The sequence below is a fragment of the Thiocystis violascens DSM 198 genome (assembly GCF_000227745.2).
GTDB classification, from domain to species: domain Bacteria; phylum Pseudomonadota; class Gammaproteobacteria; order Chromatiales; family Chromatiaceae; genus Chromatium; species Chromatium violascens.
In genome coordinates this window covers 4,467,204-4,485,331 of sequence record NC_018012.1, presented here as the reverse complement: position 1 = coordinate 4,485,331, position 18,128 = coordinate 4,467,204, and the positions used below count along the sequence as shown (strand labels likewise).

Here is an 18,128-nt window from a genome sequence, read left to right as displayed (position 1 = left end):
ACGGTCTCCTCAGAAGCTCACGAACTCGGGATCCAGCGTCGGCGAGGCGACGGCCTGGTGCTTGCTTGAGAAGCTGGACATCGCCTTGGGCCGTCCCGCCGCACTCACCTTGGCGGGCGTCGCCGGGAGCGCCGGTTCCGCGCCGGTCTTGAAGAACCGCATCATCCCCTGGAGCTGCTCGGCCTGACCGCTCATCTCCTCGGCGGTGGCGGCCAGTTCCTCGGAGGCCGAGGCGTTCTGCTGGGTCGCTTGGTTGAGCTGATCCATGGCGCTGTTGATCTGGCGCACGCCGGTGGACTGTTCGCTGGAGGCCGCCGAAATCTCCTGCACCAGGTCCGAGGTCTTGGCGATGGCGGGCACGATCTGCTCGAGCAGGCGCCCGGCCGTCTCGGCCAGGTCCACGCTGGAGCTGGCCACCTCGCCGATCTCCTGGGCGGCCTCCTGGCTGCGCTCGGCGAGCTTGCGCACCTCGGCGGCCACCACCGCGAAGCCCTTGCCGTGCTCCCCGGCGCGCGCCGCTTCGATGGCGGCGTTGAGCGCCAGCAGGTTGGTCTGGTAGGCGATGTCGTCGATGATGCCGATCTTGTTGGCGATCTGTTTCATGGCGCCGACCATCTCCTTGACCGCCGCCCCGCCCTCCTTGGCCTCCTGACTGGCCTTCGCGGCCATGCCGTCGGTCACCAGGGCGTTTTCGGTGTTCTGGGCGACCGAGGCGGACATCTGTTCGATGGAGGCCGAGGTTTCCTCCACGCTGGCCGCCTGTTGCGTGGCCCCCTGGGACAGCGATTGGGCGGTCATGCTGACCTGGTCGGCGGCACTGGCCAGATCGGCGGCGGTGGCGCGCACGTCGCGCATGGTATGCGCTAGGCGGGTGACGGTGTTGTTGACGCTGTCGCGCAACTCCTGCAGCCGCCCCCGATACTGAACCTCGATCGTCTCGCAGAGGTTGCCCGCTTCCATCAGCGCCAGAATGCGCACGACTTCGTTGACCGGACCGATCACCGCGTCCAGCGTGGCATTGATCCCCTCGACGATCCGGCGAAAGTCGCCCCGGTGGCGAGCGGCGTCCGCGCGCACGTCGAGCTGGCCCGCCAGCGCCGCCTGGGACAGCGTGCCCGTGTCGGCGATGACGCTCTTGATGGCACCGACACAGGTATTCACCGCCGTGGCGATGGTATCGTAGGTCTCCTTGACCGCCTGCGTGTCGCCATCGGCGGGCGCGGTCTCGATGCTGAAGTCCACCTCGCCCTCGGCGAGGTGACCGAGCCCCGCCACCAGCTTCAGAGTCTCGGCCTGCTGGTAGTCGGACACCTTTCTGGCCACGCGGGCGCTCTGTTTGATCGCCGTCTGATCGACGATGAACTCGAAGGCGCCGACGATGTCGCCGTTTCGGTTACGCACCGGGGTACCGGTATAGTCGATCTCCAGATCCCGGCCTCCGGGGTGGGCATCAGCCTCGCTGGAGGCCAACTGGCCGCTCGCCATGGCACGGGCAACTGCGCAGCGCTCGGTGCGGCAGTCAGAGGTCTTGAAGTGGTCGTAGCACTTGGTGCCCCGTACCTGCGCCGGGAGTTTGTTGCCGATCCTGGCGCCCATTTCGGTGATGTACTGGACGTTGAAATCGCGGTCCACCGCCATGGCCGGAGCGGGCATGAGATCCAAAAATCCCACCAGGCGGTCCAGGGTGGCGTTGATGCCATCCATGATCGTGCGGTATTCGCCCGCATGCTTGCCAGCGTCGGCGCGCTCGGAAAGCCGGCCCAGCTCCGCCGCCCGAATCAAGTGACGGGTGTCGGCGGAAAGTGCCTGTAGGCTCTCCTGGACCTTGCGTACCGCGCGCAGCAACTGGCCCGTTTCGTCCCGGCCGGTTGCCTCGATCCGCATGCTGAGGTCGCCTTCGGCAAGCTGGTTGGCAGCCTCGACCGCGCGACCGATCGGACGCACGATGGAACGGGTGATGAAGACGGCGAGGATGAGTAGCGCCGCCATGGCGGTCGCGGCGATCCCGCCCAGCGTCATGGCGACTTTCCAGAAGGCCGCGTCCACGTCGTCGATGTAGACGCCGGTACCGATCACCCAGCCCCAGGGGGCATAGAGTTGCGCTGTGGAGAGTTTTTCCACCGGCTTCGGACTGTCCTGCCGGGGCCAAAGGTATTCCAGATAACCCCGGTCGCCACGCTGGGCCATCTCCACCAGTTCGTACAGGACGCGCACGCCATTGGGATCCTTCACATTCGAGACGTCCGTCTCCTCCGTTTCGGGCTTGATCGGCTGAACCAGCATCCGATAGTCCGTGCCGATCACGAACAGATAGTTGCTCTCCTCATAGCGTATGGCCCTGATCGCCTGCTTGGCGGCGGCCTGGGCGGCCTCCTGGGTCATGGCCCCGCTCTCGGCCTGTTTGCCGTAATGGTCCAGGGTGGTCAGACCGACCTCCACCAGATTCAGGAGCTTGTCCTGTTTTTCATGGATCATCGACGAACGCAGGATCGACAGTGAAACCGCCGTGATGGCCGCGAGTACCACCAACACGATCACGATGAGCAGGTTTAGCTTGGTACCGATGCGCAGCTGGTTGAGACTCCATCTCGGGGATCGGTCGACGAGGAGATTGGGGGTGTTTGAGATCTGTTGATTCACGCTTGCACCTATGATGATGGATCGGATTTCAGAGTGGGTTGGCGACGCTCACCCGAGCGCGTTGACATGACCACCTTCAGGCTCGGCCGTCAGCATTCCCGACGCCCCGTTCGCCACCCCGGCCTGGGCCGTCCGAGCCACGGCCACCAGGCCCTCGGTGCCGAGGACGCGCTCGACGTCGAGCAGGATCACGAAGCGCCCGTCGACCTTGCCCATGCCGCGGATGAAGTCGGTCTTGATCCGGGCGCCGAAGACCGGGGCGGGTTCGATCTCGGCGGCCGCGATGTCCAGCACCGCCGAGACGCTGTCCACCACCACTCCTACGTCCTGCACCCCCTCGTCCGCCCGCGTCTCGACGATGACGATGCAGTTGCGCTTGCCCGTCGGCGCCACCTGGCCATGGAAGCGCACCGACAGATCCACCACCGGCACCACCGCCCCGCGCAGGTTGATCACGCCCCGGATGAACGCGGGCAGCATGGGCACGCCGCACACGCCGCCGTACTGGATGATTTCCTTGATGGTCAGGATGCCGATGCCATACATCTGACCAGCCACGGTGAAAGTGAGGTACTGGCTGCCATAGGCGTCGCCACTTGTCATGTCGGCCTCCGGGCGGCGGTTGCCTTCAGGTACGAGCTGTCCCATGACGGTCTCCTCAGAAGCTCACGAATTCGGGATTCTGGGCATGCGAAGCCACGGATTGCTGATGACCGAAGGGCTTGGAGACCGCCCTGGTTCGGCCCGGCGGGCTCGCCTTGGCGGTCGCCGCCTGGACCGCCGGTTCCGCACCCGTCTTGAAGAACCGCATCATCCCCTGGAGCTGCTCGGCCTGACCGCTCATCTCCTCGGCCGTCGCCGCCAGTTCCTCGGAGGCCGAGGCGTTCTGCTGGGTGGTCTGGTTGAGCTGATCCATGGCGCTGTTGATCTGGCGCACGCCGGTGGACTGTTCGCTGGAGGCCGCCGAGATCTCCTGCACCAGGTCCGAGGTCTTGGCGATGGCGGGCACGATGGCGTCGAGCAGACGCCCTGCCTTCTCCGCCAGTTCCACGCTGGAGCCGGCGACCTCGCCGATCTCCTGCGCCGCTATCTGACTGCGCTCGGCCAGTTTGCGGACCTCGGCGGCGACCACCGCGAAGCCCTTGCCATGCTCGCCGGCGCGGGCAGCCTCAATGGCGGCGTTGAGCGCCAGCAGGTTGGTCTGATAGGCGATGTCGTCGATGATGCCGATCTTCTGCGCGATCTGTTTCATCGCCGCGACCGTCTCGCGCACCGCCACGCCGCCCTCGGCGGCCTCTTTCGCGGCCTTGGCCGCCATGCCGTCGGTGACGGAGGCGTTCTCGGTGTTCTGCGCGACCGAGGCGGACATCTGTTCCATCGAGGCCGAGGTCTCCTCCACGCCAGCCGCCTGTTCGGTGGCGCCCTGCGAGAGCGTCTGCGCGGTCATGCTCACCTGATCGGCCGCCGAGGTCAGATCGGCGGCGGTGGCGCTCACATCGCGCATGGTCTGCGCCAACTTGGCGACCGTGTTGTTGACCGTGTTGCGCAACTCTTCCAGTTGCCCCTGATAGCTCGTCTTGATCGTCTCCGACAACTGTCCGTCTTCCATCAGCTTCAGAATTCGCATCACCTCGTTGACCGGGCTGACCACGGCGTCCAGCATGCCGTTGATCCCGTCGACGATCCGCCGGAAGTCGCCCCGGTGACGGGTCGCGTCGGCGCGCAGGTCGAGTTGACCGTTGAGCGTCGCATCGGACAGCAACCGGGTGTCGGCGATGAGTGCCTTGATGTTGCCGCGCACCTGCTCGATGGTCTCGTTGATGAATGCCTTCTTGCCGGGGAAGGCTTGCAGCGGCGCATCCATGTTGCCCTCGCCGAATTCCTTGACGCAGCCGATCGACTCCCGATAGACCGAGATATGGCCGGCGGCCATCTGATTGGCACCCTCGGCCATGGCCCGAAAGGAACCGTTGAAGCGGGAGGCATCGATCCGCGCGTCGATGTCGCCCTGGTCATGCTCGGCGGACATGTGGCTCATCTCCTCGATGATCTGCTGGATGGTCTCCGACATCGTCTTCATCGCCGCCATCAGGCTGCCGGTGTCGCCGGCCTTGAGGTCGATCCGTGAGCCGAGATCGCCGGCCGCGATCCGGTTGGCCACCTCGGCGGCAAAATCGGGCTCGCCGCCCAACTGTTTGAGCAGATTGCGGGTAATGACCACACCGATGAAGGTGACTGTCACCAGGGTCAGGGCGAGGATGAGCAGCGACAGGTTGGTGGCGTCGCGGCGGGTATTGAGTGCCAGGTCGGCGGCCTTGTTGGCCAGATCGACGTTATAGGCGAAATGCTCGTCGAGTATCGCACCGAGATCTTTGGCAATACGGCGGTTTTCCTCCATCAGTTCGAGCGCCCTCTCGGTGTTGTTGGCGCGCGACTGGATCAGCAGGGGTTCGAGTGAGGCGAGATATTTGGCGTACAGTTCCTGCTCCTGGCGATGGAAGGTTCTGTCGGTCTCGTCCGAGATCATGGCCTCATAGGCCCGTAACGCCTCCTCGGTCTTGCGCCGGCTCTCGGCGATGGTCTGTTCGACCTCCTCCATTTTGGCCGGGTCGGTATTGATGATGTGACGCAGGACGAGGATCCGCAGAGTCGAGAAATGCGCACGCAGATCGTCGAGCGCGACCAGACTGGGCACCGAATTGACGGTGCTGTAGTTGGCCGCCTCGAAGACCTTGCTCATCTGCTGGTGACTGACGAAGGCGAGCAGACCGATACCGATCAGGGCCGCGCCAACGAGGAGGCCCATTTTTCGGGCGACGGTCATCTTTCTGGAAAGGGTGAGTTTCATCTGAATGTCCTGTTAAACCGCATAATCAGGTGCGTCTATGACGAGGGATCGGTTTCAGAGTGGGCTGGCGACGCTCGCCCGCGCGCGCTTGTGAAACCGCCTTCACGCTGAGTTGCCACTTGGATCAGCTCATGAATGTCCAGAATCATGGCCACGTCGCCACTGCCCAGGATGGTGGAACCGGCAAAGAAGCCCCGCAGGTGACTCAACAACGGTCCTAGCGGCTTGATGACGGTCTGGAATTCGCCCATCAACTGATCCACCACCAGTCCGACCTGCTGACCGGCGTAGTGAATGACGACAATGTTCTGACGGCGAGTGGGCTGGCCGCCGACCTTGAAGAGTTCGCGCAGGCGCAGAAATGGCAGAACGCGGCCACGCAAGTTGAGGCAGTCGTGCCCCTCTCCCACCGCTGCGGTCTCGAAGCGCAGGCACTCGACCACGCAATCCAGGGGGATGATGTAGGCGGACTCGCCGACCCCGACCAGGAAGCCGTCGATGATCGCCAGGGTTAGCGGCAGACGGATGCTGACGGTGGTGCCCATCCCTGGCCGGTTGTCCAGGCTGACCGTGCCACGCAGGGCATCGATGTTACGGCGCACCACGTCCATGCCCACGCCGCGCCCGGAAAGATTGGTCACCTGCTCGGCGGTGGAAAAACCCGGTTCGAAGATGAGGTTGTCGATCTCTTGCTCGCCGAGGACTTGGTCCGGCTGAACCAAGCCGCGCTCCACGGCCTTGGCGAGGACGCGCTCGCGATTCAGGCCGCCGCCATCGTCGCTGATTTCGATGACGATACTGCCCGATTCGTGATAGGCGTTGAGCCGGATCGCGCCTTGCGCCGGCTTGCCCTGCTGCAATCGCCGCTCGGCCGGCTCGATACCATGATCCATGGCGTTGCGCACCAGATGCATCAGGGGATCGCCAATTCTCTCGACCACCGCCTTGTCCAACTCGGTTTCGGCGCCGGTGATGACCAGCTCGATGTCCTTGCCCAGTTCCTGGGAGACGTCGCGCACCACGCGGCGGAAGCGGTTGAAGGTCTCGCCGATCTCCACCATGCGCAGGCGCAGGGCGCTGTCGCGGATGGACTCCACCAGTCCGCCCACCGCCGTGTTGGCCTCGACCAGTCCGCGGTTGCGGCTACGTCGCGCCAGTAACTCCGCCGCCGCCCCGGCGATCACCAGTTCGCCCACCAGGTTGATGAGTTCGTCCAGCTTGGCGGCGTCCACCCGGATGACCCGCGCCTCGCGGTTTTTCGCCTCGCGGGACCGGCGCTGCTTATCCAGGGCGGCGTCCACGACCTCCTGACGCACCACTTCGCGCCGCACCAGAATCTCGCCCAGGGGTGGCGTCGAGAGGGTCGCGGGCGTGTCGTCGTCGGTGGCATTGTCCACGTCCTGTAACAACAGACCTTCCGCCAACTCCCGGTCCGTCAGGCTGCCGCAGGCCACCAGGATTTCGCCCAGACGCGCGTTGTCTTCCGGTAGGTTCTGAATCAGCTGGAGGTAGGCGCCGATTTGGCTATGCGGCGACAGAATGGTCAGGGTGCAATCGGCCTGGACGAACTCGAAGGCGGATTCGATGGTCGTCTTGTCCGCCTCGGTGGCGAGACGGATCTCGAAGCCCAGATAGCAGGTTTCGGGATCCATCTCCGCGGCGCCGGGAAGCGCGTCACTCACGGTTTCCACATGAATGATCTCGCCCAGGGTGCCCAGGTAACGCACGAAGGAGAGGGGATCGTAGCCGTTGCGCAGCAGGTCCGGCCCGAAACGCACCGAAATGTGCCAGGTCTCGTTCTCCACCCGGCCCCCTTCCATCCGTTCCAGGATGACGGCGCCCGCGTCGGACCGCACGATCTCGCTCGCCGGCGGCGGATCCAGATAGCCCCCCAGACGAGCCACCAGAGCGGCGTCGGCGGTGGCCAGGTCGGCATCCATGGTTTCGTGTCCGTCCGCCAGCCCCTCGATCAGGGTGGCGAGATGGTCCTCGCAGCCCAGCAGCAGGGCGGCGAGTTGGTCGTCCATCCTCAATGCGTTATCCCGCACCCGGTCCATGACGCTTTCCGCCACATGAGCGAAGGCAACGATGTGCTCCAGGCCAAACATGCCGGCCGAGCCTTTGATGGTGTGCATGGCGCGGAAGACCGCGTTGATGGCGTCGGCGTCGTCAGGGGCGGTCTCCAAGGTCAGCAGGGCGTCTTCCATGGCGGCCAGCAGTTCCCGACTCTCTTCGACGAACGTTTCCAGTGCCTTGTCCATGTTCATGAACGCATCCTCAAGGGTTGGACACCAGCACAACGGGATCGCCGAACCGGCCGATCAGGTTGCAGAAATCCAGGATCTCCACAACCGCCGGGCTGTGGTTCAGATAGCGCAGCGTCTTGCCGAGACGGGCGGCCTCCTGTTTGCCCAACAAGAGCAGTTGCAGCCCGGCGGTATCCAGCTCGGTCACGGCGGACAGATCGACCTCCGGATTCGCCGCGCGGGCCAGCGTCTCCAGGAGGCGCAGCTTGATCTCAATGGCGTTGTAGATGGTCACCTCGCCTTCAAGGCGCAGACCGGGGTGTCCGTTCGTCTCGCTCATGGCGTTCTCCCGCCTCAGGGCAAGACCAGCTTGGCCACGGCACTCAACATCTGCTGCGGCTGAAAGGGCTTCACGATCCAGGCCTTGGCCCCGGCTTCCTGGCCCTTGAGCTTCTTCTCCGCCGTCGACTCGGTGGTCAGCATGATCACCGGCGTAAACTTGTAGGCAGGATTGGCCTTGAGCTGTTTGACGAAGGAGATTCCATCCAGATTCGGCATGTTCACGTCGCTGATGACAAGGTGAATCTTGCGCCCATCCAACTTGGCGAGGGCATCCTGCCCGTCGCAGGCGTCCACCACGTCGTAGCCGGCGCCTTTCAATGCAATGGCGACGACCTGGCGAATGCTTGCCGAGTCGTCCACGATCATGACGGTCTTGCTCATGTCAATCTCCATCTCAAAAAAACGTGATATCCGAACTCTCGTTTGAGGAGGACTGGACCCCCTCGTGATTGTCCATCTGCTCGGCGGTGGTGTAGGTGCGGCACAACTCGTCCATCCAATGCGTCGCATCGATGGCCTCGGACTTGACGCCGCGCGCGCGCAGGGTCTGGGTCTCTTCCAGATAGGTCGTCAGGCGCTCCATGTCGCCCGTGGTCTGGCGCAGGATCTGGCTCACGCGATCCTGGAATTGCAACGCCACCAGCACCTCGGCGATTTCTTCCTGAACGGCGCCGTTTTCGTGCTGGAGCACCTTGGCGGAGCTGGACAACCCGTCCGCGCCGCGCTGGAAGTTGTCCACGACCTCATGGATCGCGCGCTCGGCCCCCTGCGCCAATCGGGCATCCTGCTCCGCGTACTGTTCCGCCGTGAGGCGGGTTTGCAGGATGGCTTGGTTGATGGCCCGCACCCGGTCGCTGATATTCCTGCCGGTCTCACCCGAGAGCCCCGAGAGATTGCGCACCTCTTGCGCGACGATGGCGAAACCGCGTCCCGCCGTCCCGGCACGGGCCGCCTCGATGGCGGCGTTGAGCGCCAGCAGGTTGGTTTGGCCGGCGATTTTGGCCACGGCGGCGGCCATGGCTTGAAGGTCGGAGGTAAAGGCCGACAAATCCTGAATTTGCGTGAGCAATGCCTCCTTGGCCTTGGCGGCGGCGCGCAGGGCCACCACCACCTGATCGAGTTCCCGACGGCTGTCCGACAGCATGGCCAACAGGCTGCCCGTCCCCTCCCCGACCAGATCGCCCGCCGTCTGGTGCGACACGTTCATGGCGGTTTCCAGTCGCGCATGGAGACCGGCAAACCGCTCGGCCAGACGGGTGATGGCCTCCTCGGTCTGGGACCGGGCGGTCTCCACCTGACGGCACCAGATGGGCAGCACCTGCACGCACAGGTCGTCCAGTCCCTCGACGGCGGCGGGCGGCGGCGGGCGCTCCGCCAGGCTTTTGGCCTGAGCGGCGACGGCGGCGGCGCGGGCGATCCGTCCCCCGCGGGCGGTCGCGACGCTGCCGGCGGCGCCGACCACGCCCAGAACGCCGGCCCAAACCAGCGGGTTGACGGCAGGCGCGGCGATGACCGCCCCAGCGCCCAGGCATCCCATCGCGGCGGGGAGCGCGATCCGCCACCAGCTTAGTCCACCCGCTTCAGGATTCGACATGCGCGCGGCTCCCGACGATGACGCCCTGTTCCCGCCAATACCCCCGGTCGCTCAACAGGGACAGCAACAGGGGGAACTCCAACGATTTGTCGAAATGCCAGTCGGCTCCCCGGTCCAGGCTGTGTCGCCGTAAGTCCGGGTCGTTGCTGAACACGGCCACTTTGGTGTCCATTCCGGCCGCGCGCAGTCCCTGCAACAGATCCAGACCATTGCCGTCGGGCAGCGAGAGATCCAGCACCAACAAGTCCGGCCGACAGCCAGCCAGAAAGCGGCGCGCTTCGGCGAGCGTATTGGCGTAGGCTAGCAGGGACACGCTGGGAAACTCCTCCAGCATGTCGAACAGGCGCCGCCAGACTGCCGGACTGTCATCGACGATCAGGACTCGCATGGCTATCTCGCCTCGATTTTCAAGACTTGCAGCTTACCCCCGGGGCCGCGAGGAAACGATCAGGCAAGACGACGTTGCGAGGTCAGAGAATCTCCCGCCGACGGTCGGGTTTCCCTGACAGACGCGCGCGCGACCACGACCGGCGCTTGACGATGCGATCGATGTCACGGATCTCGTGGAAGAAACCGAGGAGCAACCAGCAACAAACCGCCTACACTTCTCTCGGGCTTGCGCGGTGGGCCGCGGCGATCGCCTCCGACCGACGATCATCGATTCGCGATGGCGTTCGAGACACGCGGCATTCAGTGAGAAACGGCAAGCCGGCGCGCAAGCGATCGCTGGACGATGGATTGCCCTCGGCGGGCGGTTCGCTGTGTTTCCGGGGTCTGTCTCCCCGTCACGACGTCGATCTTGGGAGATTCGCCAATGTGCATCGGAACCGCGCGCCTGTTTGGCATCCTGTGGCTGGCGATCTCGATCCTGGGGGCGGTCCCGCGGGCACTGAGCGCCGAGCCGCTCGTGATCGGGGGAACCGGCGGGGCGCTCGGCACCATGCGGCACCTGATCGATGCCTATCGAGCGCTGCATCCCGACCGTCCAGTGACGCTCTTGCCCAGTCTGGGCACGGGTGGCGGCGTGCGCGCGCTCAGCGATGGACAGCTTGATCTCGCACTCGCCGCGCGTCCCTTAACGGAATCGGAGCAGGCGCTCGGACTGCGCGTGCTTCGCTATGCGCGCACGCCGCTCGTCTTTATCGCCCAAGAGACGATCCCGGAGCGCGGGTTGACGACCGAGACCCTGATCGAGATCTACCGGGGCACCCGCGTCAACTGGTCCGATGGCCGTCGCTGTCGACCGGTGCTGCGGGCAGCGAACGATGTGGATACGCAGATTCTGCGCGAGTTCGACGCCGATCTCGCGGCGGCGCTCGACGCGGCGTTGCAGCGTCCGGATCTGACGATCACCCTCACCGCCCAGGAGAACGTCCTGGCCATCGAGCGGATTCCCGGCGCCTTCGGGTATGGGGCGCACGCACAGGTGTTGAGCGAGGCCCCGCACCTGAAGATCCTGCGTTTCAATGACGTGGAGCCGACCCTGGAGACGCTGGCCAGCGGCCGTTATCCCTTGGCGGTGGTCTTTTCGCTGGTGGCGGCCGCGGATCCCGAGGACGACGTCAGGCACTTCATCGAGTTTGTGTTTTCCACGCCCGGCAGCGCGATCATCGAGGCCGACGGCGGCCTGGCCGTCACGCCAGCGCCATGAGCGCACTGTTCAGCCTCGTCCGGGGACATTTCGCCAATCTTTTCTTTGGGGGACTCTCCACCGTGGTGCTGGCCCTGGTCATCGCCGTCCCCAGCGTCCACTATTTTCTCGAAAAACAGTATCTCGCCGGTATCCTCGCCACCCTGTCCGAGGTCACGGCCAATCAGATCATGGAGCGCGTGATTGCCCCGAATCCAACGTACTGGATCTATGAGGAAAGCCGTCTGCAAACGCTGCTGCATCCGCAAATGCGGGGGATCTCGATCTGCCAATGCGTCAACGCGGACGCCGATCGGTTGATCCTCGCCGTTGGGGATCGTCCGGCGCCCCCTGCCCTGCGCCAGCGCACGGCGCTGTTGGATGCGGGCGTCGTCGTGGGGTATCTGAACACCAGCGTGTCGCTGCGGCCGCTGCTCTGGCGGAATCTGACATTGGCGCTGATCGCCGGCGCGGTCGGAGCGCTTGCGGTGGCCTTCTTCAGCTATTTTCCACTGCGCCGGCTACGCCAGGCCGAGCAGACCGTTTGCTTTCTGGCCGAGCATGACGCACTGACCGGACTGCTCAACCGCTATGCCCTCGAACCCGTGTTCGAGCAGGAGGTGAAACGGGCCACGCGCTACGGCTTGCGCTTGTCGATGCTGCTCTTCGACATCGACCATTTCAAAATCATCAACGATGTACACGGCCATTGCGCAGGGGATCGTGTTCTGCGCCGGCTGGCCGAGCTGGTGGCGGGCACGATCCGCTCAAGCGACTATCTGGTACGCTGGGGCGGGGAGGAGTTCCTGCTCCTCCTGACCCATACCGACCAGGCCGAGGCCCGCGAACTCGCCGAGAAACTGCGTGACCTCGTCGCGCGCGAGGATTTCTCGCTTGGCGAGCCGGTGACCATCAGTCTCGGACTCTCGACCTATCGCTCAGGAATGTCGCTCCATGCGTACGTCGAGCGCGCGGATCAGGCCATGTATCGCGCCAAGAACGCCGGCCGCAATTGCTGGATCGACGCGGAGGCGGGCGACAGGGCGACGGATGAACGCCAGGATGGGATGAACGCACTGGAGCCGGATTAGGACATGAGGCCGTGTTGGATGGCGTAACGCATCAACTCGGTGTTTGATTTCACGTCCAGCTTCTGCATGAGTCGCATTTTGTGGGTACTGACGGTTTTGGGAGACACATGCAGTGCTTCGGCAATCTCGCTCAGACGCTTGCCCTGAACGATCCGAAGAAAAATGTCGTACTCCCGGTCGGACAGCCGTTCACAGGGAGGCACATCGCCCGCCAGACCCGTTTCGAACACCAATCGCTGAGCCAGGTCGGACGAGACGAAATGCCCACCGCTCGCCACCTGACGCACGGCGGCCAGGAGGATGGCCGGTTCGCTGTCCTTGGTCACATAACCGCCGGCTCCGGCCTTGAGCACGCGGGCCGCGATCTGACTTTCGCCGTGGATGGTCAGCACGAGCACGGGCAATCCGGGATGCTCCTCTTTCACGCGTTTCACCAATGCGATCCCGTTGGGTCCGGGCATGCTCATGTCGGTCAACAGCAGATCGCAGTCGGCGGTTCTCAGCCAGTCGATCACCTGCCAACCGTCCGCCACCTCGCCGACCACGCGGATATCCTCGTTCAAGGCCAGAATCTGGAGCAACCCCTGGCGAACCACGGCGTGGTCATCGGCGATCAGCAGACGGATCATGATGCTTGCCCGCTTTTGATGGGGAGAACGATCTCGAGGGTCGTCCCTTGTTCCGGTTGGCTGTCGATTTTCAGCGTGCCACCGTAGATGATGAGACGCTCGCGGATACCCATGAGCCCGAACGCATTCTTGTTTCTCACCACGGCCGGGTCGAAGCCCCGACCGTCATCGTGCACGTTCAGGTAGAGCAGGCCGCCGGCCGACCTCATCCGGATGTCCACACACGTGGCTTGGGCATGTCGGGCGACGTTGGTGAGGGACTCCTGAAGGATGCGGAAAACGGTGGTCGCCTGGTCGTTGTTCAGTTCAAGCTCCGGGTCGAGCATGTCGAGATGACAGAGCGTTCCCGTACGTTTCCGGTAATCGGCCACAAGCCATTCCGCCGCGGACAGGATGCCAAAATCCAAGACCATGGGCCGCAATCGGCTAATGGCGCTACGCGTCACGGCGATGACGCGATCGATCAGTTGCTTCATGCCCTCCACCCGCTTGGTCAGTTCGGCGTTCTCCTTGGCGAACAGCATCTCGATCAGATTGGCGTCGAGACGCAGGGCGGTCAAGTATTGGCCAAGATCGTCATGGAGTTCCCGGGCGATATGGGCGCGCTCGTCCTCCCTGACCTTTTCCCGATAGGCCGCCAGTGCGCGCAGCTTGGTTCTCGATCGCAGCAGATCCTGTTCCTGCTTCTTCTGTTCGGTCATGTCGCTCAGGATCGCCAGGCATCCGGGCGTCTCGCCCTTCGCCATCGGTCGGCGACTGGTTTCCAGCCTGATCCAGCGGAAGCCGGTGTCCGCATGCCGCAGGCGCAGTTCGCAGGACTGTCTTTCGCTCCCGGTCCAGAGCTGTCCGTGGCATCTGTAATAGCTGTCTTGATCCTCGGGAAGAATGAAACTGCTCAGGGGCTGGCCGACCAAGCTGTCTCGCGTCGCCTCAAGGAGGCTGGCCGCGGCGCGGTTGGCCTCCAGAATCAATCCGGTTTCAGTGAGTTCCAAATACCCGAGCGGAGCCAGGTCGTAGAGGTCGAAAAAACGTGCCCTGGAAACCTCTAGCGCCTCCCGTGTCCGACAGAGTTCCTCGTTCTGCATCGCCAGCTCGATCCGATAGATGCGCAACTCATCGAGCAGCCGTTCCGTCTCTTCGGGCGTCCATGCCTGGAAGGCTGGGCGATCCATCGCATCCCCATGTTCCTCGGCGCGCTGGCGCGGACTGGCCTGAACGGATTGCTCGTGCGTCGAAGAGGGCGGCTGGCCGCAAGAGTCTTGGCGATCATTCGGCTTCTGAGTCATGGGAGTCCTCCCGAGATTCCCTCGGTTTTTCGCCTTCCAAGGGCAGTGGGCCATGCTACCTTTTTTTCTTCCTGTTGCGCGTTGATCCAGCCTTTCAGAAACTGGACAGGCGAAGTGTAACTGCCCTTGCGGTTGAATCTTGACTTGTAGAGGATTGTCGGCAAGCCTTGAGTTTAACGGTCGCGCCGATCGTGTGCGAAGCAGGGTATCGAAAATGACAGGCTACAACACCGATTTTTTCACCTGGACCCAGGAGCAGACGGCATTGCTCAGGGCGGGCCAGTTCGATGCGCTGGACATCGCGAACCTTGCCGACGAGGTGGAAAGCATGGGCAAGTCGCAAATCAGGGAACTGACCAACCGCTTGGCCGTGCTGATCGGACATTTGCTGAAATGGCAATTTCAGATGGAACGCACGCAAGCGAATGAGCGATCCTGGCGATTGACGATCGAGGAACAACGCGACCGGTTGCGCGATCATGTCGAGGATAATCCGGGTCTGAAAAGCCCCGCCATTCTGGAAACCGCGCTTGCCCGCAGCTGGCGCGACGGGCGCCGCCTCGCGATCCGGGAAACCGGACTCGATGACGAGGTGTTCCCAACGCGCCGGCTCTACACGCTCGATGAATTGCTGGATCCTGATTACTGGCCACAACCAGACCTAAAACCATCGACGGATCGAATCGCTTGAACTCGCTACCGTCGGGCATCTATGAACGACTCCTCGATGAAGATCTGCGTGAACTGCTCGACGCCAAGCCCGAGTTGAGGCCCGTGCTGCGTGCGCTCGATGATGAGTCGGCGCCACATGCCTATGCGCAGTTGATCAACCAACTCCTGGTCCAGGCGCTCCGGATCACCGCCGTGGAGCAGCGCATCCCACTCTTGAACCGCATCATCGAACTTTTGTCGTCCACCGACGGTCTCGACTATCTGGCGCGTAAGCGTCTGCTCAGAGCCGATAAATCCCTGCTAACGGCAATTGGTGCTGGGAGCGAGCGATTGCCACGCCCTCAGACGCCGCTAGCCACCAGCACACTCCTCACCGGTCTTGGACATGACCCACCACTGGAGCACGAACTGCGCGCCGAGATGGCGACCGCTGACAGGGTCGATATCCTGATCTCGTTCATCAAATGGTCGGGATTACGGTTGCTAATGCCCGCGTTCGAGCGGCTCGCCGAACGCAAGGTTCCGATCCGTATTCTCTCCACCAGCTATATGGGTGCCAGCGACCCAACCGCACTGGAATGGTTGGCGCAACAACCGAACATCAGCGTCCGCGTCTCCTATGACACCGGCGGCACCCGACTGCATGCCAAGGCGTACCACTTTGTACGCGAAAGCGGCTATTCCACCGCCTATATTGGCTCCGCCAACATGTCGCACGCCGCCATGACCCTGGGTCTGGAGTGGACCGTCAAAGTTACGGCGCAGGACATGCCGCAGATCCTAGCGCGGTTCGTTGCCGAATTCTCCGCCTACTGGGAAAGCCTCGAATTCGAGTCCTATGAAAAGCAGGACTTCCACCGCTTCCGTCAAGCCATCGCGGCACATCAGGCGCGCGCGCACCACGGCACGCCATTTTTTGCCGAGATCACACCACGGCCGTTTCAGTTGCGCATCCTTGAAGCCCTGGACGCCGCCCGCCAGCGCGGCTCGCGCCGCAATCTGATCGTGTCGGCGACGGGGACCGGCAAGACCGTGATCTCGGCGCTGGACTATCGCCGTCACAGCGAGGCCGCTGGCCGCCGGGAGCCGCTGCTCTTTGTCGTGCATCGCAAGGAAATCCTAGAGCAGGCATTGGGCTGCTTCCGCACCGTGCTGCGCGATCAGAATTTCGGCGAACTCTGGGCTAACGCACAGGAACCCAGTGAGTACCGGCATGTGTTTGCATCCGTGCAGACGCTGAATCACCGACAGCCTTGGAACCGGCTCGGCGCTGACCATTTCCGGTACATCATCGTCGACGAGGCTCACCACGGGACGGCTAGCAGCTATCGGGCACTTTTCGACCATTTGCAGCCGGAGATGTTGCTGGGTTTGACCGCGACCCCGGAGCGCATGGACGGCAGCAGCATCCTGCCAGACTTTGATGATCAGCCCGCGGCGGAGATTCGCCTCCCCGAAGCACTGGAAGAAAAACTGCTGTGCCCGTTCCACTACTTCGGCGTCAGCGACAGCATCGATCTCAGCGACGATCAGCTCTGGCGCAACGGACGCTACGATCGCAGCGCGTTGGACAACCTGTTCACCGGCGATGACTTTCGCGCCCGCCAACGCGTGGACACGATTCTGCAGGCACTGCAGCGCTACCAACCGGATCTCTCGACCGTGCGCGCGGTCGGTTTTTGCGCCGGCGTCAAGCATGCCCGGTACATGGCGAACCAATTCAATCGGGCCGGATACCAGGCCGCCGAACTCTTGGGCGATACCCCGATTGAGCTTCGCGCCGAGCGTCTGCGCGCCTTCCGTGACGGTCAAATGCCGTTTCTTTTCACGGTCGACGTGCTTAGCGAAGGTGTCGACGTGCCTGAGATCAATCTGGTGATGTTCCTGCGCCCCACCGAAAGTCTGACGGTGTTTCTCCAGCAACTCGGCCGCGGGTTGCGTCACGCACCCGAAAAAGACTGCCTGACCGTGCTCGACTTCGTCGGTCAGACGCATCGTCGCTACCGACTCGACACCAAATTTACCGCCCTGCTGTCGAATCGACGCCAGCGCATCGACCGCGAGATCGAAAATGATTTCCCCAGCCTGCCGCCCGGTTGCTCCATCCAACTTGAACGGGTAGCGCGGGAGCAGGTACTGAACAAGATCCGTGCGGTGCTCAATCACCTGAACCACTTTATCCCAGAGACCATCCAGACCTGGCACCAGGAAATGAGAGAACCGCTAACCTTTGGTCGCTTTATTGAGGCCACCGGACTCTCTCCCATCCAGGTCCTCGCGAAACACAGTTGGTCAGAATGGAAGGCGTTGGCAACAAGGCAAGCGGCACCCGCAGACCCGGATCTGGCCCAGGCGAAGAAGGCGTTAGCGCGGATTGTGTTGCGAACCGATCCGGCGCAACTGGCCGCCATCGAGGAATTATCGAAGCATCCTGATATGGCAGATCCGGCAGCCCGAGACGGTGAGGCACGCGCAACGGCGCTACACTATTTGCTGTGGGGCAAAAAGGCCGAGGAGATCGGCGTGCAGACGCTCGCCGAGTCGTTGGCCAAATGGCGCGCCAATCCCAGCGTCGCCGCCGATGCCGCCGAGATTGCCGCCTGGCGCAGGACACACCAAGCCATTCCGCTACAGCCAATTGAGCTGCCCTTTGACTGTGATCTTCAGCGACACGGTGCTTACGGTCTGGCCGAGATCAAGGCCGCTTTAGGGCTGGCGAGCATTCATCAAACCGGACCGGTTGGCCAGGGCGTGATCCACGCTGGGCATCTGAAGGCGTATATTCATCTCGTCACCTTCCAGAAAGACGACCGCGATTTCTCGCCGACCACCCGCTATCGGGACTACCCGATCAGCCCTAGCCAACTGCACTGGGAGAGTCAGTCGACCGCCACGCAAGACAGCGCCACTGGACAGAACTACATCCATTTTCAGGAACGCGGCTATACGGTCCTGTTCTTCGCTCGGCTGCAAAAACGAATCGACGGCGAGACGGCGCCCTTCCTCTTTCTCGGTCCGGCCAAATCGCTGCTGGCTTATCAGGGGGAGCGACCGATCCAGATGACTTGGGAACTGCGGCATCCGATGCCCGCTGCGTTGTTCGAGGAGGCGCGCCCGGCGTAACAATCGGCACGCTTTGTTTCTCGTCAC

General features: G+C 63.3%; 14 protein-coding genes. 4 read left to right on the top strand and 10 right to left on the bottom strand.

Annotation, left to right across the window (positions count from 1 at the left end):
- Nucleotides 1–9: 9 nt before the first annotated feature.
- Genes THIVI_RS19900 through THIVI_RS19865 form a run of 8 tightly spaced genes read right to left on the bottom strand, consistent with a single transcriptional unit; the run spans nt 10 to nt 10,058 of the window.
- The gene (locus THIVI_RS19900) at nt 10–2,640 is read right to left on the bottom strand and encodes a cache domain-containing protein (RefSeq protein ID WP_014780323.1); all 2,631 of its coding nucleotides are present in this window, start codon (nt 2,638–2,640) and stop codon (nt 10–12) included.
- A gap of 48 nt (nt 2,641–2,688) precedes the next feature.
- A complete protein-coding gene (locus THIVI_RS19895) occupies nt 2,689–3,288 on the bottom strand; it encodes a chemotaxis protein CheW (RefSeq protein ID WP_014780322.1) in 600 nt (199 codons plus the stop codon).
- A gap of 10 nt (nt 3,289–3,298) precedes the next feature.
- Nucleotides 3,299–5,488 (bottom strand): HAMP domain-containing methyl-accepting chemotaxis protein, encoded by a 2,190-nt coding sequence (locus tag THIVI_RS19890; protein WP_014780321.1) that lies wholly within the window; start codon nt 5,486–5,488, stop codon nt 3,299–3,301.
- 35 nt (nt 5,489–5,523) lie between these two features.
- Nucleotides 5,524–7,755, bottom strand: coding sequence for a chemotaxis protein CheA (locus THIVI_RS19885; protein WP_014780320.1), 2,232 nt, complete (start codon nt 7,753–7,755; stop codon nt 5,524–5,526).
- A gap of 10 nt (nt 7,756–7,765) precedes the next feature.
- The gene (locus THIVI_RS19880; protein ID WP_014780319.1) at nt 7,766–8,074 is read right to left on the bottom strand and encodes an STAS domain-containing protein; all 309 of its coding nucleotides are present in this window, start codon (nt 8,072–8,074) and stop codon (nt 7,766–7,768) included.
- Nucleotides 8,075–8,088: 14 nt separating this feature from the next.
- Entirely contained in the window at nt 8,089–8,457 is a 369-nt protein-coding gene (locus THIVI_RS19875; protein ID WP_014780318.1) for a response regulator, read from the bottom strand.
- A 13-nt stretch (nt 8,458–8,470) separates the two neighbouring features.
- Nucleotides 8,471–9,670, bottom strand: a complete 1,200-nt coding sequence (locus THIVI_RS26110) for a methyl-accepting chemotaxis protein (protein ID WP_014780317.1) — start codon at nt 9,668–9,670, stop codon at nt 8,471–8,473.
- The gene (locus THIVI_RS19865; RefSeq protein ID WP_014780316.1) at nt 9,657–10,058 is read right to left on the bottom strand and encodes a response regulator; all 402 of its coding nucleotides are present in this window, start codon (nt 10,056–10,058) and stop codon (nt 9,657–9,659) included. Before THIVI_RS19865 ends, THIVI_RS26110 begins: the two co-directional genes overlap by 14 nt.
- Before the next feature lie 426 nt (nt 10,059–10,484).
- Here THIVI_RS19865 and THIVI_RS19860 point away from each other — a divergent pair, with 426 nt between their 5' ends.
- A complete protein-coding gene (locus THIVI_RS19860) occupies nt 10,485–11,321 on the top strand; it encodes a PstS family phosphate ABC transporter substrate-binding protein (protein ID WP_014780315.1) in 837 nt (278 codons plus the stop codon).
- Nucleotides 11,318–12,391 (top strand): GGDEF domain-containing protein, encoded by a 1,074-nt coding sequence (locus THIVI_RS19855; RefSeq protein ID WP_014780314.1) that lies wholly within the window; start codon nt 11,318–11,320, stop codon nt 12,389–12,391. The genes THIVI_RS19860 and THIVI_RS19855 overlap by 4 nt, the downstream gene beginning before the upstream one ends.
- Here the strand turns inward: THIVI_RS19855 and THIVI_RS19850 are convergent.
- Nucleotides 12,388–13,020 carry a response regulator gene (locus tag THIVI_RS19850; protein WP_014780313.1) on the bottom strand — a complete coding sequence of 211 codons (633 nt, stop codon included), beginning with the start codon at nt 13,018–13,020 and terminating at the stop codon, nt 12,388–12,390. The two genes, THIVI_RS19855 and THIVI_RS19850, sit on opposite strands and share 4 nt — an antisense overlap.
- Complete coding sequence (locus THIVI_RS23075) at nt 13,017–14,306, bottom strand: PAS domain-containing sensor histidine kinase (RefSeq protein ID WP_014780312.1); 1,290 nt, start codon at nt 14,304–14,306, stop codon at nt 13,017–13,019. Before THIVI_RS23075 ends, THIVI_RS19850 begins: the two co-directional genes overlap by 4 nt.
- Before the next feature lie 154 nt (nt 14,307–14,460).
- On the opposite strand from THIVI_RS23075, the gene THIVI_RS19840 reads away from it, so the two are divergent.
- Both THIVI_RS19840 and THIVI_RS19835 read left to right on the top strand, forming a co-directional pair.
- Nucleotides 14,461–14,997: a DUF29 domain-containing protein gene (locus THIVI_RS19840; protein WP_245537317.1), complete on the top strand. Its 537-nt coding sequence runs from the start codon at nt 14,461–14,463 to the stop codon at nt 14,995–14,997.
- Nucleotides 14,994–18,101 carry a DEAD/DEAH box helicase gene (locus tag THIVI_RS19835; protein ID WP_014780310.1) on the top strand — a complete coding sequence of 1,036 codons (3,108 nt, stop codon included), beginning with the start codon at nt 14,994–14,996 and terminating at the stop codon, nt 18,099–18,101. Before THIVI_RS19840 ends, THIVI_RS19835 begins: the two co-directional genes overlap by 4 nt.
- Nucleotides 18,102–18,128: the final 27 nt, after the last annotated feature.

Bases quoted from the DNA above. Each gene is read 5' to 3' on its own strand.
- THIVI_RS19885 (WP_014780320.1), bottom strand. From the start codon at position 7,755: ATGAACATGGACAAGGCACTGGAAACGTTCGTCGAAGAGAGTCGGGAA.
- THIVI_RS19875 (WP_014780318.1), bottom strand. From the start codon at position 8,457: ATGAGCAAGACCGTCATGATCGTGGACGACTCGGCAAGCATTCGCCAG.
- THIVI_RS19855 (WP_014780314.1), top strand. From the start codon at position 11,318: ATGAGCGCACTGTTCAGCCTCGTCCGGGGACATTTCGCCAATCTTTTC.
- THIVI_RS19890 (WP_014780321.1), bottom strand. From the start codon at position 5,488: ATGAAACTCACCCTTTCCAGAAAGATGACCGTCGCCCGAAAAATGGGC.
- THIVI_RS19880 (WP_014780319.1), bottom strand. From the start codon at position 8,074: ATGAGCGAGACGAACGGACACCCCGGTCTGCGCCTTGAAGGCGAGGTG.
- THIVI_RS23075 (WP_014780312.1), bottom strand. From the start codon at position 14,306: ATGACTCAGAAGCCGAATGATCGCCAAGACTCTTGCGGCCAGCCGCCC.
- THIVI_RS19895 (WP_014780322.1), bottom strand. From the start codon at position 3,288: ATGGGACAGCTCGTACCTGAAGGCAACCGCCGCCCGGAGGCCGACATG.
- THIVI_RS19865 (WP_014780316.1), bottom strand. From the start codon at position 10,058: ATGCGAGTCCTGATCGTCGATGACAGTCCGGCAGTCTGGCGGCGCCTG.
- THIVI_RS19860 (WP_014780315.1), top strand. From the start codon at position 10,485: ATGTGCATCGGAACCGCGCGCCTGTTTGGCATCCTGTGGCTGGCGATC.
- THIVI_RS26110 (WP_014780317.1), bottom strand. From the start codon at position 9,670: ATGTCGAATCCTGAAGCGGGTGGACTAAGCTGGTGGCGGATCGCGCTC.
- THIVI_RS19850 (WP_014780313.1), bottom strand. From the start codon at position 13,020: ATGATCCGTCTGCTGATCGCCGATGACCACGCCGTGGTTCGCCAGGGG.